Source organism: Moraxella bovoculi 237, assembly GCF_000696305.2.
Classification (GTDB): Bacteria; Pseudomonadota; Gammaproteobacteria; order Pseudomonadales; family Moraxellaceae; genus Moraxella; species Moraxella bovoculi.
The window spans coordinates 1-16,540 of record NZ_AOMT01000031.1 but is presented as its reverse complement, the minus strand read 5'-3'; the positions used below and the strand labels follow the sequence as shown (position 1 = coordinate 16,540).

Genomic DNA, 16,540 nt, shown 5'->3' with positions numbered 1-16,540 from the left:
AAAAGTCCAACAAAGTAAAAACGCACCACAAACTGCGGTGCGTCACAACTAGCCCTTAATCCGCTCGATGTTCACACCAAGCGATTTAAGTTTATTTTCGACATCATCATAACCACGGTCAATGTGATAAATGCGATCAATGATGCTCTCACCCTCAGCGCATGCCGCCGCCATCACCAATGACATAGATGCGCGAAGGTCTGTCGCCATGACCGGCGCAGGCGTGAACGTATCCACACCAACCACAATCGCTGTATGCCCATCAACCTTGATGTTCGCGCCCAGACGCTGCAGCTCTGGCACATGCATGAAGCGATTCTCAAAGATATTCTCAATGATCGTACTCGTGCCCTCAGCCAGACAGCAGACGGCCATCAGCTGCGCCTGCATGTCGGTAGGAAAGCCAGGGTGCACTTGAGTGCGGATATCTACCGCCTTTGGTCTGCCCTTCATCACTGCGCGAATCCAGTCATCGCCTGTGGTGATGGTTGCGCCCATCGCTTCGAATTTCTTTAATACAGGATGTAAAAACTCTGCTGAGGTATTCTTGGTTAAGACATCACCCTTACTCATGAGTGCGCCTGCCAGATATGAACCTGTCTCAATGCGGTCAGCAATCACGCTATACTCACAGCCATGCAGACTGTCCACACCTTCGATGACCATCGTTGGCGTGCCAATACCTTCAATCTTGGCACCCATGGCGACCAGCATATTCGCCAGATCGACAACTTCAGGTTCACACGCACAATTCTCCAAGCGTGTTACACCCTTGGCTAGAGACGCTGCCATAATGACATTCTCAGTACCACCTACGGTCACCATATCAAACGTAAAATCACAACCGATCAGCTTACCGCCAGCAGGCGCTTTCGCCTTGATATAGCCATTCTCTACACTGATGATTGCACCTAGTGCTTCCATCGCCTTTAGGTGCTGATCCACAGGACGTGAGCCAATCGCACAGCCACCTGGAAGCGAGACTTCCGCCTCACCAAAACGAGCGAGCAATGGACCTAGCACCAAGATGGATGCACGCATGGTACGTACCAAATCATAAGGCGCGTAATAATCGGTCACAGTACGAGAATCGGCGATGACGGTATTGCCTTCTTTTTTGATATTAACGCCAGTGCCCGCGATGAGCTTAATAAGCGTCTCAGTATCCTTTAATGTTGGTACATTGTGCAGGATGGTTTCATCATTTGGCAGTAGCATGGCCGCTAATAATGGCAAGGCTGCGTTCTTTGAGCCAGAGATGGTTACTTCACCTGCGATACGGCTTTTACCGATGATTTTAAATTTATCCATGGTGTGTCCTTACGCGATTAGCCTTAGGTTTTGCTTTGATATTCTGCAGGCGTTAGCGCATGTATGGTTAATGCGTGCATCGCACCGCTTTGGATATGCGGATTGGCGATGGCATAGACGGCCTGCTGGCGCGCAACCAAGCGCTTACCTTCAAAAGCATCATCAACAATCAACACTTCGAACTTGTTGCCTTGGTTGGCCGCTTGAATCTCGGCATTAGGGAAATGGGGACGTAATAATTCGATTAAATCATCAGCATTCATGGGTTTGTCCAAATAAACTTAATAGCAATAAAAAATAATCCATTATACCAAAAATCTTGGCCGTTTATGGTGAAAATTTTGCGTTTTATATAAAATAACATACCGCCATCAATCCATTTTGATATAGATGGCGGCGACTGTCAATGAGACAGATTATGGGCTATTGGTGCCTTGATACAGCTGCACATAGCCGCTGGTGCCTGAACCGCGCGGTTTATAGACTGGCGAGGTGTTGTTTGGCGCATTGACATTGGCGTCTGGCGTGTAGATCTCTTGTAATGCGTATGGGTCGTTTGGTGCTTCTGTTGTCACCACGCCGCCATAGATCACACCCTCGGTATCGGTCGTCGCATCATTTGCGCTGTCGGCTGTATTGATCATGCTGGTGTCGCCATTGACTAGGGTGGTCAAGGTTACCGCAGATGCCATGCCAGAGGTGTTCTGAATCGCATCTAGTACATAGCTTTGCTGTTCTGGCGTCATATATCCCAGTACATAAGCGGTGCGGTCACGTACGACGATCTTATACTGCGATGACTTGATGGCCGTATTGGTAATCAGGCGTGCGTTGATTTTAGACTTTAGGTAGCCTTCATGTACGGTGTGACTTTGGCTCTTTGGCGTATCAGCGACGGTCAGATAGTTATAGACCACTGTCACGTCTTTCATGGATTTTAACATGGATTCGATGTTGGTTTTGATGGCTTGGTTTGGCACCTCGCCAGTCACGAGCACCTCGCGGCGAAAGCTGTCAATTGCGATGCGTACAGAGTTCTCATTCACCCCATCGATGCGCGTCAGATTCTTACGCGCGGTCAGCTCAATGCTCTCATCGCTGATGCGCTCAGGGATGCTGCGCCCCATCTCATAAGCACCAAAATTATGGTTCGCATCATTACTAGCATCCAGCGTGCTGCATGCACTAAGCACCATCGCTGCAGCGACTAGCGCCACTAAAGATAGTTTTTTCATATTAAGCCACCTTATTGAATCCTAAAAACTAAATCCTAAAATATGAAAATAAGATCAATCGTCGTGTCCAATCTTATCATCTTCGATTCATCAATTCATTCGCGTGTCTAACACGCAAGAAATGCCGCCTTAATCCATTCGCCTCTGGCATCCTCACCATCCGCATAATCAAATACAATCACATCAAACCGGCAATCATACTCATTAAATTCATCAAATTCCTGCAAAAAATGCATCGCTGCATGGATGATTTTATACTGCTTGGCGGTCGTGATACTCTCTGCACTGCTTGCAAATTGCCCACGCTTGCGGGCTCGCACCTCAATAAACACCAAAGTCTTACGAATTCTACCGCTCGCCAGAGCATCAATGCACTTAGCAACGATGTCAATCTCACCCACCTTAGGCACATTGTAGTTGCGCGCGATGACAGTTAGGTGCTCTGACTCAATCCAATCAACCGCGCGATTTTCATAAAAATCACCAATTGATTTGGTTGTCGCTTTGGTATTCACAACAGATATTAGCGTGCTTCACGTACAACGACGGTCTTGGCCATCTTATCGTGCCAGCCTTGTTTTTTCTTATCAAAGCCCACCCAAATGTAGCCAAGACAGAATATCAATGATGATAAAATATAGCCCACGTAACGCAGCAGTGCCTGACCAAGAGTAAGTAAATTACCCGTCTTGGCATCTAACACCTTAAGGCCTAGCAGCATCTTGCCAGGGGTTGCGCCTTTTTGCATCCAGAACCATAAACAAGCCACCAAAGGAAACACCAAAGAAACCAGCACATCTGCCGTCCCATAAAATAGCAATCCCATCGCAGGTTCAGTGGTGAAATAAGCCTCACCATAAATCAAATACAATACCGGCAGCGTGATTAACAAAAACAGAATCCCGTCAATAATTTGCGCAAAAAAACGAACCCAAAACCCTGCATACGCATAAACGGTATCGTTATGTGCAGGGTGTTGCGTCAGCGATTGTGTCATGGTAATTACCTTATAGCTATGACTATTTTGACAAATAATCAAGATGATTAAAATTGCCTTAGCATAGCAAAGTTTTTGAATTTACGCTATTTTTTGGGATAAATAAACGAGATTTTTTTGCTGTTTTTCTTTAAAATATACAAAAATATTAAGGAATACTTACATGAAATTAAGAATTTTAAGCGTTGGGCATAAGATGCCCGCTTGGGTACAGACGGGTGTTGATGAATATTTTAAGCGCATTCAGCCCATGATGACGACCGAGATCATCGACATCGCCCCCGCTAAGCGCGCCAAGAACCCTTCTGCTGCTGAGATTGATAAATACAAACACCAAGAAGGTCAAGCTATCTTGGCAGCGCGCCACCCAAAAGAACGCCTATGGGTGCTTGAAGTCAAAGGCAAAATGCTCTCCACCGAGCGCCTTGCTGATAAGCTTAGCGATGCCATGCAAGATGGCGCGGATGTCGCGTTGGTGATTGGTGGCGCGGATGGTCTGTCGCCAGAAGTGCTGTCAGTGGCAGATTTTAAGTGGTCTTTGTCAGACTTGACCTTGCCACATCCGTTGGTGCGAGTGATCTTAATCGAGCAGCTTTATCGCGCGATGAGCATCATTAACAACCATCCCTACCATCGTGGCGGCTAAGCTAAGGCTAATACAAAAAAAGCAAGCCTTTACGACTTGCTTTTTTTGATTATCAATCAATCCATCTTGGACAGATCAAGTCTAGGATTTAATCGGTATATCAAATACGTTCCAATAGCGGTCAGCACACTCATCGTGATGCCAAGCTTTAGCACAGGGCTGACATCGAACAGACTTAGTAAAAGCCCGCCAAATATCCCCACCGAGAATTGAAGTGCGCCTTGCATCGCTGCTGCCATGCCTGCACGTTTCTTTTGAAAGGCGAGCGCAATGGCGGCTGCGTTCGGCTGAGTAAAACCAAGTCCTGCAATGCAGCAAAATATCGCCAAAAATACCGCCGCAAAATAAGCTTCTCCACCAAATACCACCCCTAAAACAAGCAAGCAAAGCGCCGATATCACCTGCATGAGCGCACCAAAGCGCAGTAGCCGCACCAATCTAAATCGCTTGGTTAAGAATTGATTCGCCTGTGTCAAAGCGATAAAGCCAAACGCATTCGCCCCAAATGCGATGGCGAACTGTTTCTCTGACAGCCCATAATTCTCCATGAACAAGATGCTTGAGATGGACAGATAAATAAAGAACGAACCCTGTAGTAGCCCCGCTGCCACAGCAGGCACGGTAAAGGTCTTATCCTTCATAAGATCAACATAACCCAAAAAAGTCTCGCTCATCGGTCGAGTGTTGCGATTCTCTGGTGCTAGGGTTTCTTTTAAGAACAGTTTCGTCAGGATTATGTTTAAAACGCCATAGCCTGCCAAGAACCAAAATAGCATGTGCCAATTAGCCACCTGGAGGATCGCTGCGCCCAAGGTCGGTGCTAGGATTGGCGCAACACCCATGACCAGCACCATCAAGCTAAATGCGCGCGCTGACTGCACTGGGTTTAATGTGTCACGAATCGCAGCACGCGTTACCACAGCCGTCACACACGCACCCAGAGCCTGTAAGGTACGAGCAGCGAACAAGACATATTCGTGATTCGTGGTGGCACAGATGATTGATGCGATCACAAAAATCGTCATGCCGATATACATGGGCTTGACTCGCCCTACCCGATCAGAAAAAGGCCCATAGAACAGCTGACCGAACACCAACCCGACAAAGTACGCAGGCACCGAACGTGCTACATTCGTCGTACTCACCCCAAACTCATCCGCCATGCTCGGCAGTGCAGGCAGATACATGTCAATCGCCAAAGGACCGATGGCGATCATCATACCTAGGATTAAGATCCAAACGGTGGGAAATGGTTTTTCGTGCGCGGACTGATTCTGATTCATTCTATTCTCTAATTTCGTCGTTTATTCATTTTGTTATTAGTTTTTAGGGAGATATTTTAACACAAAGCGCCTACTTTATTCTGACGAATTTTTGGCAGCAAAAACAACAAAACCCATGATAATACTAGGGTTTTTTTGATAATAAGTGGAGTTTTAAAGTCTTAGGATGGGCTTAATATCAAAGACTATTTAAACTGTCGCTTTAGGAATTCGACACCGTCGTCTTTGGTCTTTTTGATGGCAAGCTTACGATTAGCACCTAGGATGAGCTTGATTTGCCACAGTTTTTCTTGATAGAGCTTACGATGAGACTTAGGCATCATACCATTGATAAGCGCTTTGGCGGCATAGACAGCATCGGGTGATCGGGTAGTGATTTCTTTAGCGATTGATTGGGCTTTTACCATGGGTTCGTCATCGATGTGTGTGATAAGCTTATAGTCTCCAGCCTCTGCCGCGCCAATCACACGCGCCGTCATCGCCAGCTCCTTTAGGTGATCTGCGCGCATCAGCTTGGCGGTGTGGGTCAGTCCCATGTCAGCGACCAAACCCCATTTCACCTCTAGGATGGCAAACTTAGCGCGCGATGTGCTGATGCGTATGTCCGCACCCAGAGCAAGCTGCAATCCTGCGCCCAAGCACACACCATCAATGACCGCAATCACTGGCACAGGTAGACTCTGCCAAATTAGACAAACTTCTTGAAATAAACTAGGCGCAGGCTTAATCAGCTGTGTCATCGCCCAGACCATCTGCCTAGGCGCACCAAATACCGACAAATCAAGTCCACTACAAAAGTCCGCACCACCCGTGATGATCACCGCACGCACCGTCTTATCCTTGCGAATGTCCTTTGCAATCTCGATGAGTTCACGCATCATCTCAAAGCTCATGGCATTTTTCTTGTCGGGGCGATTTAAGGTGATGGTGACAACGCCGTCTTGCTTGGTGATTAAAATCGGTGAGGTCATAAATCATCCTTGATTTTATGAATGATGAATAAGTATTAGCGAAGCTTTAGGGTCATCAGACCCAGCACGACCAAGATGATGCACACGATATAAAAACGCGCGACCACCTTGGTTTCTTTTAGACCCATTTCCTCAAAATGATGGTGTAACGGCGCCATCAAGAAGATGCGTTTTTTGCGCAGCTTATAAGAGCCGACCTGTAGGATGACCGACACCGCTTCCGCCACAAAGATACCACCCATGATCACAAAGGCAAGCTCTTGACGCGTCATGACCGCCATCGTACCAAGCATACCACCAAGGCTTAGCGCACCCACGTCACCCATAAAGACATCGGCAGGCGCCGCGTTATACCATAAGAAGCCAAGTCCTGCACCAATGATCGATGCACAGACGATGATGACCTCAGCATTATAGGCGATATAAGGCACGTGCATGTAAGCAGCATAATTCATCGAACCTGAAATATATGCGAACACGCCAAGCCCTGCCGCAACCAACACCACAGGCAAAATTACCAAGCCATCCAAGCCGTCTGTCAAGTTCACCGCGTTCGATGAACCATTGATAGTAAAATAAGTCAGAATAATAAAGCCAATACCAAAAGGAATCGCTGACAGGGGAATGATCCAGTCTTTGAACAATGGTACCAATACATCCTGCATGGCGGCAGCTGTGGCGGCATCTTGTTGTAGTGCGATGTAGTACAATGAGCCGCCTGCGAACAGCGAACCTACTGACAGCCAGAAGTATTTTTTACGGGCGATCAGGCCTTGTGGGTTTTTATGCTTGATTTTTAGCCAGTCATCAGCCCAGCCAACCGCGCCAAAGATGACCATTACCACCATCAAGATCCAAACATAAGGATTGGACAAGTCTGACCATGCCAATGTTGAGATCGCGATCGCAACCAGAATCAGCACACCGCCCATCGTAGGCGTCCCCTGCTTGACAAGGTGCGTCTTTGGACCATCGTCACGCACCGCTTGACCATATTTAAGCGTGCGCAGATACTTAATGACAGGCTTACCCGCAAAAATCACAATAAGCAGCGCCGTAATAACCGCAAATAACGCACGCAATGTCAGCGATGAGATAGCAATGTCGCTGTGCTGAAATAACCAATAAAGCATTATTAAAACCCTTGCGGCACTCTCGTACCGTTAATTTTTTAAATTATCTGATAATTTTAGGCATTCATCAAGTCATCAATCAGACTTTCCATCTTCATGCCACGCGAGCCTTTGAATAGCACGGTCGATACGCCATTATTAAGATGAGCTTTAAGAGCGGCCAGTAGCGCTTGTTTGTCATCAAAATGAACTGCGATGTCACGAACCTCATTCACCGCGCGAGCAGTGTGCACCATGTGATCGCCTACTGTTAAGACCACATCAATCTCAAAAGCCGCCAAGTCCTGACCAAGCTGATAATGCTCATCATCTGCCGCACTGCCCAATTCAAACACATCGCCCAACACCAATATCTTGGCATTCGATTCTTGCTCTAGCACCTTAGCCGCTGCAATCATGGAGGTCGGATTGGCATTATAGGTATCATCGATCAAGGTGTGCTCACCAAAGGCAATGCGGGTTAGGCGACCTTTTGGTACGACGGCATTCTGTAAGCCTTGCACGATCACCTCAAGCGGTACGCCAAGCGCATAAGCGCAAGCGGCGGCGGCCAATGCGTTAGCAACATTATGCTCACCGATGAATGGCAGTGTTACAGGCAAACTTTCGATTTCATCAATCTCAAGATTGGTATTTAGGCTAAATGTGCTATGTGTTGGCATGGCTTCGATGTCATCGGCAAACAGGTCGCCCATCATCAGCACAGACGTGACGCCTTGCGCAGACAACTCTGCCACATTCTCATCCGACAGACCTGCCTGTGATAATGGCACACTCTGCTCGCCAAAGCTTAAAATCTTATCCGTAAACTGGCAGGCGCTTTCGCCCAAAAATTCAAAAAACTCATCGCCAAACGGAACAACTGCCACACCCTCAGCCGTCAGCGATGAATAAATCTCCGCCTTGGCTCGAGCAATGTTGGCACGTCCACCAAACTCGCCCAGATGTGCTGTACCGATATTTAACACGCACGCCACATCAGGACGCACCAAATTGCTCGTATATGCAATCTCTCCCACATGGTTTGCCCCAAGCTCCATCACGCCAAATCGATGCTCATCTGTCAATTCCAGCAGCATCATTGGCACACCCAGATCGTTATTTAGGTTGCCACGAGTGATGAGCGTTGGCGCAATCTGACCCAGAATACTACCAATCATCTCTTTGGTGGTGGTCTTGCCAGACGAACCTGTCAAAGCCACCACGGTCAAATCAGAATGCACATCGCGGCGATATTTGCCCAATAGTCCTAAGGCTTTCTTAGTGTCGCCTACGATCAGCTGCGGCAGATTGCTTACCACAGGCTCGTTCACGATGGCAGCGACCGCGCCCAACTCCTTGGCGGTCTCAACATAATCATGACCGTCAAAGTTATCGCCTTTGATGGCAAGGAAAATATCACCCTGCTCAATCTTACGCGTGTCAGTTGTGATGCGCGTGCTTTGGGTGCTAAATTCGCCCTGCCAGACGCCTTGAGTGGCGGCTTGTAGATTGTCTTTTTGCCAAATATAGGAGGTCATAATGCTCTTTGTGTTATTCTTAAATATTCTATTGTTACGCTGGTAATGATGAATTAATCATCACTCATTTAGCAATTCTGCAAGCACTGCCGCATCATCAAAATCATGACGAACACCGTTAATCTCTTGGTAGGTCTCATGCCCCTTGCCGAGTATCACAACAATGTCATTCTCGCCTGCCATCTGTACTGCTTGGCGAATGGCGCTCTTGCGATCAGGCTCGATGATGACCTTATAATGCTCTTGGCAGGTAAGATTGATCTGCATATCTTTTAAGATGGCATTAGGGTCTTCTGAGCGAGGATTATCCGCGGTAAATATCGACACATCGGCATGGGTGACGCCTGCTTTTGCCATGATGGGGCGCTTTGTTCTGTCTCTATCGCCACCGCATCCGAACACCGCGATTAGCTTGCCCGTGCAATGCTTGCGCAAACTGACTAGCACCTGCTCCAGTGCATCTGGCGTGTGCGCATAATCCACAATAAAAGACCCTGCCTTAGAAGGGATGCGCTGCATGCGACCGCGCGCACCTTGTAATTGGGCGACCAGTTCAGGCAGCTCGGCTCGCTTGTCAGGAAACAGCGCCAAAAATGCCGCAACTGCCGCCATCAGATTATCGACGTTGAATAAGCCTAAGAGCGGGCTCTTTAGGGTAATGTGCTCGCCTTGAGCGACAAGCTCCATACCTACACCATCAAGGCTGGGCGCAATCTCTTTGGCAAAATAATTTGCACCATTATCCTGCTGACTGTACGTAAGCAGCTGATAATTGCCGGTGTGATTCTTGGTCAATAAAGGATAGTTAGCATCTTGATTAATGATGCCACAGGTTAATGTACTAAAATACCCCTCATCGAACAGTCTTGCCTTGGCAGCGCGGTACTCCTCCATGTCGGCATGATAATCCAGATGGTCATGCGACAGGTTGGTATAGATCGCCACTTGTACAGGCACACCCTGTAGTCGATGCTGATGCAGGCCATGACTGCTCGCCTCAAGCGCTACCACTTCTACACCATCGAGCGCCATTTGATATAAGAATTCATGCACCGCCAAGACATCGCCTGTCGTGTTCGCCGACTGCACAAGTGCGTGCAGGCGTCCATTGCCTGCTGTTCCCATGATGGCAGAAGGCGCGCCTGACAGCTCGCACAGCTGCGCGACCAACTGGCTGACTGTTGTCTTGCCATTGGTTCCTGTCACCGCGACCACCGTCGGCAGCTTGGCGGGCTTATCCGCCTGAAAGCGCGCCGCGATCAAATCTCCCAAATAATGTCGAATCGTTGGCAGATAGACGATTGGCTTACTAAATCTCACATCAAGCAGCTTAGGGTCAATCTGCGACAACACAAACGCAGCTTTATCCTCTACAGATGTTAGGTATTGATTGGCTCGCTCTAGCGCATCATCTTGATGGCTAAAGCTGGACAAAAGCACGAACGCATCACCCTCAGACACCTTGCGACTATCCAAGCAAAAACGATGAAAAGGCACATGCGCGACACTCTGAGCGACCTCATCAAGCATCTGCAACTGCAAATCATCGAACAGCTGGGCTAAGGTAATTGGTTTCATGACTCATTCCTTATGATGCTTTTGTATTCATCAAGTTAATCAATTTAGCTGTAACGGCTTATCAAACGGTACATTATACAGACGCAGCGCCTCTTTCATGACATTATGAAATACTGGTGCTGAGACTTGACCTGCGTAGAATTGACGACGTGGATCCTCGACCAATATCGCAATGGCAAAACGTGGATTCGACGCAGGTGCAATGCCTGCAAAAGTCGTACGATGCTGATCGGTATAATAACCACCATTTGGGTTAGTCCGGCGTGACGTACCTGACTTGCCCGCCACACGATAGCCATTAATCGCTGCCGCGCGCGCTGTACCGCCCTGTTCGGTGACCAGCTCCATCATCTTCACGATGGCTTGGGCGTTCTTAGGCTCAATGACTTGGGTGGGCTCTGGCAGCTCGTCCTCTTTTACCAAGCGCAGCGGTCTTAGCATGCCGTTATTTGCCAAGGCAGCATAAGCTTGGACAACTTGAGCAAGTGTCACCGTCTGACCATAACCATAACTTAGGGTTGCACGGCGAGAATATTCTTTTTCGCTAGGGTCGCTAACACCACCTGAGGCTTCGGCTGGGAAATTTAAAGCTGTTTTTTGACCAAAACCAAAGCGTCTTTGCATGTCAGAGATGGCATTGGCAGGTAAGCTAAGTGCGATCTTGGCAGAAGCGACGTTACTGGATTTTTGGATCAGCTTGGCAAGCGTAATGGCGCCATAATCACCGCTGTCCCGAATGGTGTATCCGCCCACATATAGGCTGCCTGGCGAGGTATTAATTAAAGAGCTGGTAGAATATTTGCCCGACTCTAATGCTGCCGCCACCGTGAATGGCTTCATCACAGAACCCGGCTCAAAGGTATCTAGCATAGGGCGATTACGCTCATTAGCACCGGTACGCTCTGACAGATTATTTGAGTTAAATGATGGCCAAGAACCCAATGCCAACACATCTCCGGTCAAGACATCCACCACGATGCCCGAGCTTGAACGTGCCGACTGAGTGCGCCCTACTTGCTCAAGTTCCTTATAAAGGACATACTGCAAGCGCGAATCGATGGTCAGATGAATGTCTTGACCTTCAACGGTCGGTTTGATTTCTTTGATTTCTTTGATGGCAGACTGACGGGCGTCCTTTAGGATGAGAACTTGTCCGCGCTCACCTGCCAGCTGTTTTTCATACTTAGCTTCGATACCTGCACGACCCACATAACCGCCATTCTTTTCATCGCTAGATTGCGCCATGTAGCCTAGAATCTGCGCATATGGCTCGGCTTGTAGATAATATCTTTGGAAAAACTTCTCTTCACTAATCCCAACAAAATCAAGCGCCATCAACGGCTTAACGATCTCAGGCGGTGCTTTTGGTAGTATGACCAGACGGCGTGAACCTGCACCTTTTGGCAGTGCTGCATTTACCGCCTCTTCATCGCTCAGATCAAGGTCGTGTTTGATTGCGACGGCATTTTGAAGTTTTTCTAGTGGGAAATTCGCTGTTGCTGCCAATTTCACCAAATCCATCTGCTTAAGGTCTTCGCTGGCCTTAGCGATGGTTTTGGCGTTTTGGCTGGTTTTGATGATTTTATCAAGTCTGTAGTACTCCACCGCGTAATCATATGGGCTAAATACTACAGTCGATAGAGGCGCATTCGCCGCCAGTGGTGCGCCCGTCGTGTCTGTAATCATGCCACGATATACAGGCACCGAGCGCTTCGATGTGATGAGCTTTTCGCCTTGCTCAATCAAAAATGATGAGTTAATAACTTGCAAATAAAACGCCCGAGCAAATAAAATGGCAAAACAGACAGCCGCAATAGCCCAAGCGAATTTATAACGCCCAACGTCTTGTAACCCGCCCAACATGGTGGCGGCTTTTTGGTGGCGTTTCTTGGCAGATCCACCGAACAATGACTCTAATCTTGATGGGCCTTCTTGGTAGTTTTGGGCAGGATTGGCTTTGCTTTTGGTGGTTTTTTTGCGCAGTGGTGGCGTAACTTTAGATGATGCGCCTTGTTTTTGATCAGTTTTTTTCATCACCGAGCCGCCTTATTCGATTGGGTGGCAGCCGTGGTTGGTGCAATAACTCGGCGTGAATCACCGGCAGGGAAGAACATGCCCAATTCACTCACCGCTCGGCGAGCAACCTGAGGCGTGGCACTAAAGGTCTGCTGTTCAATGAGTAGGCGCTGCTCTTCTACTTGCATGGCGGTCAGTTCTTTTTTGAGTTTTTGAAGGTTGCGATAAGCTTCATGATGCGCCTGAGTCTGTACAGAAATGTTCACGCCCGTCCATATGATGGCAGCGACAAGCAGCCCCAAAATCAGGCGACACAGCCCAATCATGCCGACACTGCTGTCGGATTGGGTTTTTGGCGGGATAAGATGGGCGTGTTTATCGTTCATGATGTGATTGCAATAACCTAAACTTAAAAAACCTAAAATAATCTAAAATCAAACATACATAGCGTCGGTGCGCTCTGCCCCACGCAACCATGCACTTCGGGCACGCGGATTGACCTTAACTTCTGCATCGCTTGGGGAGACTCTAAGCGCCTTGCCAAAATACTTCGTACGCACAGGCGGCATGAGTAGCTTGTCATCACCTTCCCAGCGACCACGACTGTGATTATTCAAAAACTGCTTAATACGTCTGTCTTCTAATGAATGAAAGCTAATCACCGCCAAACGACCGCCAGCTTTGAGTGCGCTCAAGCTCTGCACCAAAAACTCATCCACATCGCCAAGCTCGTTATTAATATAAATACGCATCGCCTGAAAGCTCTGAGTAGCAGGATGTTTGCCTTTTTGCCATGCTGGATGAGCCTGTTTAATGACTTCTGCCAATGCCAGCGTCGAATCATAACTTTCCATCGACTTGATGGCGCGTGCAATCTTACGGCTATGGCGCTCCTCGCCATATTCATACAGCACATCTGCCAAAGTATCAGCATCTACCCGCATCAGCCATTCGCTAACAGGTTCGCCACGCGTGGTGTCCATGCGCATATCAACCGCACCATCTCGCATGAAGCTAAATCCGCGCGCACCGTCATCAAGCTGTGGGCTAGACACGCCAAGATCTGCCATGATGCCATCGACGTGGTCAATGCCAAGTGTCTTTAATTGCTCATTCAGGCTAGCAAAGCTGTCATGGATCACGGTCACCCGAGCATCAGCATTGGCAAGTTCGTTCGCCACAGCGATCGCCTCGACGTCCTTATCAAACACCAACAAGCAGGCATCATCACTTAGATATTCTAATAATAGCCGACTGTGACCACCCCGCCCAAAGGTTGCATCCACATAGATGCCATCAAATGTTCCTTTTTTGACATCATCTAAGTTTTTTACGCCCAATAGCATCGCCACCGTCTCTTTTAATAGGACGGTTTCGTGGGTGAAAGCTTGGAGTGCGTCGGGCTGGCTCATGATGATTTCCAAAAGGTGGCAAAAGCTAGATTTTGCGCAAGATTTTTTCAGCGTGTATTATCTCAATCCTTGCTGTATAGTCAAGTGATTTCAATCATTTGCGCTAATTTTTTGTAAAAAAAATCACAACAAGTTAATAGAAAAAACAAAATAACATCATAAAAAATATTTAACTCATCATTCTATCAAGGATTTTTTGATAATCCAATCCGTTTTTGTGTGGTAATTGTTGCCAAAATCTTAAAGCCCTGCGCACTTTCCACTACAAAAATCAAGCACATTTTGGTATCATAGCCACAGATTTATGCTTTTATATCATTCACTTTACATTTAACTTGACACAATATTCAATAACGAGCAATTCATGAGCACTCAAACCACCAAACCCATTCGCACCCGTATCGCCCCGTCCCCAACAGGCTTTCCGCACGTTGGTACGGCTTATATCGCCTTGTTTAATATGGTTTTTGCCAAATCGCAAGGGGGCGAGTTTATCCTACGCATTGAAGACACCGACCAAATCCGCTCTACCGCTCAGAGTGAGCAGATGATTTTAAACGCCCTAAAATGGGCAGGTTTGACATGGAGCGAAGGTCCTGACGTGGGCGGACAGTTCGCCCCGTATCGCCAGTCCGAGCGTTCCGAGATTTACAAAAAATACGCCCAAGAACTACTGGACAAAGGTCATGCCTTTCGCTGTTTTTGCACGACAGACGAGCTAGACCAAATGCGTAAAGAGCAAGAAGCCCAAGGCTTGCCCGTGCGTTATGACGGACGTTATGCCAATCTGAGCCGTGAAGAGAGCGATAAACTTGCCGAGAGTGGTAAGCCCTTTGTCATTCGTATGCGTGTGCCAACCGACGGCGAGTGCGTGATTCATGACATGCTTCGTGGCGAGATTAGCATTCCGTGGGAAACAGTCGATATGCAGGTTCTACTAAAAACAGACGGCTTGCCGACCTATCATCTTGCCAATGTTGTGGACGACCATTTAATGCAAATCAGCCATGTCATTCGTGGCGAAGAGTGGATCAACTCCGCCCCCAAGCACAAACTTTTGTATGAATATTTTGGCTGGGAAATGCCTGTATTGTGCCATATGCCCCTACTGCGTAACCCCGACAAATCCAAACTCTCAAAACGCAAAAATCCCACGTCAATCACCTATTATAAGGACGCAGGCGTGTTGCCCGAAGCCTTGATTAACTATTTGGGGCGTATGGGGTATAGCTTGCCAAATGAAGCGGAGAAATTTAGCTTGGATGAGATGATCGCAAGCTTTGACATTAAGCGTGTCTCTCTGGGTGGACCTGTGTTTGACATTGAAAAACTCTACTGGCTCAATGGCGAATACCTGCGTGCGATGAGTGCGGACGAGTTGAAGGCGAAGATTTTGGCGTGGGCAAGCGATGATGATAAGCTGACCGCCATTGCCAAAGCCATTCAGCCACGCATTAATGTGTTGTCTGATGCGGTAAATTGGGCAGGGTTTTATTTTCAAAATTTGCCAAACGTTACACCAGACGATTTTGCCCATAAAACGCTGGATAACGACAAATTACTTGAAATTCTCTATCTTGCCACATGGCAACTAGAAGCCTTGCCCGAGTGGAGCGAGAATAACATTTATCAGACCCTAAAAGGCTTGGCAGGACATTTTGAGATTAAGTTAAAAGACTTTATGCAACCGTTTTTTGTGGCGATTGCAGGCTCGACATCTAGCACGCCTGTGATGAACTCCATGTACGTCATCGGGGCGGACATGACCTTATCACGACTACGCCATGCTTGTGAAGTCTTGGGCGGACTTGGTAAAAAGAAATTGAAAAAATTGGAAGAAGTGAATAAAGCTTTGCCAAACTTTTTAAATCAAGAATAAGTTAACTAAAAACCGATAATTTTCAATAAGTTATCGGTTTTTTTAAATCTTATTTTAAAAAAGTATTTGACAAGGCTTAGGGTCTTTTATATAATACGCCCACCTTAACAAAGGGGCTATAGCTCAGTTGGTAGAGCACTTGCATGGCATGCAAGGGGTCAGCGGTTCGACTCCGCTTAGCTCCACCAAAGATTGATTAAGGTTTGAATGTAAGCACCTAGGCATTTATCTTACATTCTTGAAGTTGCAAAACTTTCTACTTGCGCTCCATTCGTCTAGAGGCCTAGGACACCGCCCTTTCACGGCGGTAACAGGGGTTCGAATCCCCTATGGAGTGCCAATATTCTAAAAAAGCCAGTCTATCATGACTGGCTTTTTCTTTTTGATTTTACATCTAATTCGCATAAAAATATTTGCCTTCTTGGTGAATTTTCGCCGACCAACCTCTGTTTTTTGCTATAATAACGGCTCTATTTTTATTGATTTTAATGTTGAGCAACCATGAATATCACGCCATTTGTAGAACAGCTACGCCAAGATGCGATTCTTGACAACACTC

15 protein-coding genes and 2 tRNA genes are annotated in these 16,540 nt (G+C 47.4%); 4 read left to right on the top strand and 13 right to left on the bottom strand.

What is annotated here, in order from left to right; translation table 11 throughout:
* Nucleotides 1-48 precede the first annotated feature (48 nt).
* The 5 genes from murA to MBO_RS08210 all read right to left on the bottom strand — a co-directional run bounded on the left by murA (nucleotide 49) and on the right by MBO_RS08210 (nucleotide 3,543).
* Nucleotides 49-1,311 carry a UDP-N-acetylglucosamine 1-carboxyvinyltransferase gene (gene murA / locus MBO_RS08230; protein WP_036366623.1) on the bottom strand — a complete coding sequence of 421 codons (1,263 nt, stop codon included), beginning with the start codon at nucleotides 1,309-1,311 and terminating at the stop codon, nucleotides 49-51.
* A gap of 23 nt (nucleotides 1,312-1,334) precedes the next feature.
* On the bottom strand, nucleotides 1,335-1,574 hold the full coding sequence (locus MBO_RS08225) for a BolA family protein (RefSeq protein ID WP_036366621.1): 240 nt from the start codon (nucleotides 1,572-1,574) through the stop codon (nucleotides 1,335-1,337).
* A 153-nt stretch (nucleotides 1,575-1,727) separates the two neighbouring features.
* On the bottom strand, nucleotides 1,728-2,546 hold the full coding sequence (locus MBO_RS08220; protein ID WP_046699591.1) for a BON domain-containing protein: 819 nt from the start codon (nucleotides 2,544-2,546) through the stop codon (nucleotides 1,728-1,730).
* A gap of 107 nt (nucleotides 2,547-2,653) precedes the next feature.
* On the bottom strand, nucleotides 2,654-3,061 hold the full coding sequence (locus tag MBO_RS08215; protein WP_052585399.1) for a YraN family protein: 408 nt from the start codon (nucleotides 3,059-3,061) through the stop codon (nucleotides 2,654-2,656).
* A gap of 8 nt (nucleotides 3,062-3,069) precedes the next feature.
* Nucleotides 3,070-3,543: an RDD family protein gene (locus MBO_RS08210; RefSeq protein ID WP_036366618.1), complete on the bottom strand. Its 474-nt coding sequence runs from the start codon at nucleotides 3,541-3,543 to the stop codon at nucleotides 3,070-3,072.
* Between the two features lie 163 nt (nucleotides 3,544-3,706).
* Here MBO_RS08210 and rlmH point away from each other — a divergent pair, with 163 nt between their 5' ends.
* The gene (gene rlmH, locus MBO_RS08205) at nucleotides 3,707-4,189 is read left to right on the top strand and encodes a 23S rRNA (pseudouridine(1915)-N(3))-methyltransferase RlmH (RefSeq protein WP_036366617.1); all 483 of its coding nucleotides are present in this window, start codon (nucleotides 3,707-3,709) and stop codon (nucleotides 4,187-4,189) included.
* A 56-nt stretch (nucleotides 4,190-4,245) separates the two neighbouring features.
* On the opposite strand, the gene MBO_RS08200 is transcribed toward rlmH, so the two are convergent.
* From MBO_RS08200 to rsmH, 8 genes are all read right to left on the bottom strand, one after another.
* Nucleotides 4,246-5,472 (bottom strand): multidrug effflux MFS transporter, encoded by a 1,227-nt coding sequence (locus MBO_RS08200; RefSeq protein ID WP_036366614.1) that lies wholly within the window; start codon nucleotides 5,470-5,472, stop codon nucleotides 4,246-4,248.
* 185 nt (nucleotides 5,473-5,657) lie between these two features.
* Nucleotides 5,658-6,443, bottom strand: coding sequence for a crotonase/enoyl-CoA hydratase family protein (locus tag MBO_RS08195; RefSeq protein ID WP_036366612.1), 786 nt, complete (start codon nucleotides 6,441-6,443; stop codon nucleotides 5,658-5,660).
* Between the two features lie 35 nt (nucleotides 6,444-6,478).
* Complete coding sequence (gene mraY / locus MBO_RS08190) at nucleotides 6,479-7,576, bottom strand: phospho-N-acetylmuramoyl-pentapeptide-transferase (protein ID WP_036366610.1); 1,098 nt, start codon at nucleotides 7,574-7,576, stop codon at nucleotides 6,479-6,481.
* 56 nt (nucleotides 7,577-7,632) lie between these two features.
* Complete coding sequence (locus MBO_RS08185) at nucleotides 7,633-9,096, bottom strand: UDP-N-acetylmuramoyl-tripeptide--D-alanyl-D-alanine ligase (protein ID WP_036366609.1); 1,464 nt, start codon at nucleotides 9,094-9,096, stop codon at nucleotides 7,633-7,635.
* A gap of 60 nt (nucleotides 9,097-9,156) precedes the next feature.
* Nucleotides 9,157-10,674, bottom strand: coding sequence for a UDP-N-acetylmuramoyl-L-alanyl-D-glutamate--2,6-diaminopimelate ligase (locus MBO_RS08180; RefSeq protein WP_036366607.1), 1,518 nt, complete (start codon nucleotides 10,672-10,674; stop codon nucleotides 9,157-9,159).
* Nucleotides 10,675-10,713: 39 nt separating this feature from the next.
* The gene (locus MBO_RS08175; protein WP_036366606.1) at nucleotides 10,714-12,708 is read right to left on the bottom strand and encodes a peptidoglycan D,D-transpeptidase FtsI family protein; all 1,995 of its coding nucleotides are present in this window, start codon (nucleotides 12,706-12,708) and stop codon (nucleotides 10,714-10,716) included.
* Nucleotides 12,708-13,076 carry a cell division protein FtsL gene (locus MBO_RS08170; protein ID WP_052585398.1) on the bottom strand — a complete coding sequence of 123 codons (369 nt, stop codon included), beginning with the start codon at nucleotides 13,074-13,076 and terminating at the stop codon, nucleotides 12,708-12,710. The genes MBO_RS08175 and MBO_RS08170 overlap by 1 nt, the downstream gene beginning before the upstream one ends.
* Before the next feature lie 48 nt (nucleotides 13,077-13,124).
* A complete protein-coding gene (gene rsmH, locus MBO_RS08165) occupies nucleotides 13,125-14,102 on the bottom strand; it encodes a 16S rRNA (cytosine(1402)-N(4))-methyltransferase RsmH (RefSeq protein WP_036366604.1) in 978 nt (325 codons plus the stop codon).
* A 364-nt stretch (nucleotides 14,103-14,466) separates the two neighbouring features.
* On the opposite strand from rsmH, the gene gltX reads away from it, so the two are divergent.
* The 3 genes from gltX to MBO_RS08150 all read left to right on the top strand — a co-directional run bounded on the left by gltX (nucleotide 14,467) and on the right by MBO_RS08150 (nucleotide 16,321).
* Nucleotides 14,467-15,981, top strand: a complete 1,515-nt coding sequence (gltX, locus tag MBO_RS08160; RefSeq protein ID WP_036366602.1) for a glutamate--tRNA ligase — start codon at nucleotides 14,467-14,469, stop codon at nucleotides 15,979-15,981.
* Nucleotides 15,982-16,093: 112 nt separating this feature from the next.
* Nucleotides 16,094-16,169, top strand: a tRNA-Ala gene (locus MBO_RS08155).
* 76 nt (nucleotides 16,170-16,245) lie between these two features.
* Nucleotides 16,246-16,321, top strand: a tRNA-Glu gene (locus MBO_RS08150).
* The last annotated feature ends 219 nt before the right edge of the window (nucleotides 16,322-16,540 follow it).

Excerpts from the sequence above, each read along its gene's own strand:
- MBO_RS08185 (WP_036366609.1), bottom strand. The coding sequence starts at position 9,096 with ATGACCTCCTATATTTGGCAAAAAGACAATCTACAAGCCGCCACTCAA.
- MBO_RS08200 (WP_036366614.1), bottom strand. The coding sequence starts at position 5,472 with ATGAATCAGAATCAGTCCGCGCACGAAAAACCATTTCCCACCGTTTGG.
- mraY (WP_036366610.1), bottom strand. The coding sequence starts at position 7,576 with ATGCTTTATTGGTTATTTCAGCACAGCGACATTGCTATCTCATCGCTG.
- gltX (WP_036366602.1), top strand. The coding sequence starts at position 14,467 with ATGAGCACTCAAACCACCAAACCCATTCGCACCCGTATCGCCCCGTCC.
- murA (WP_036366623.1), bottom strand. The coding sequence starts at position 1,311 with ATGGATAAATTTAAAATCATCGGTAAAAGCCGTATCGCAGGTGAAGTA.
- MBO_RS08195 (WP_036366612.1), bottom strand. The coding sequence starts at position 6,443 with ATGACCTCACCGATTTTAATCACCAAGCAAGACGGCGTTGTCACCATC.
- MBO_RS08225 (WP_036366621.1), bottom strand. The coding sequence starts at position 1,574 with ATGAATGCTGATGATTTAATCGAATTATTACGTCCCCATTTCCCTAAT.
- rlmH (WP_036366617.1), top strand. The coding sequence starts at position 3,707 with ATGAAATTAAGAATTTTAAGCGTTGGGCATAAGATGCCCGCTTGGGTA.
- MBO_RS08175 (WP_036366606.1), bottom strand. The coding sequence starts at position 12,708 with ATGAAAAAAACTGATCAAAAACAAGGCGCATCATCTAAAGTTACGCCA.
- MBO_RS08210 (WP_036366618.1), bottom strand. The coding sequence starts at position 3,543 with ATGACACAATCGCTGACGCAACACCCTGCACATAACGATACCGTTTAT.
- MBO_RS08180 (WP_036366607.1), bottom strand. The coding sequence starts at position 10,674 with ATGAAACCAATTACCTTAGCCCAGCTGTTCGATGATTTGCAGTTGCAG.
- MBO_RS08220 (WP_046699591.1), bottom strand. The coding sequence starts at position 2,546 with ATGAAAAAACTATCTTTAGTGGCGCTAGTCGCTGCAGCGATGGTGCTT.
- rsmH (WP_036366604.1), bottom strand. The coding sequence starts at position 14,102 with ATGAGCCAGCCCGACGCACTCCAAGCTTTCACCCACGAAACCGTCCTA.
- MBO_RS08170 (WP_052585398.1), bottom strand. The coding sequence starts at position 13,076 with ATGAACGATAAACACGCCCATCTTATCCCGCCAAAAACCCAATCCGAC.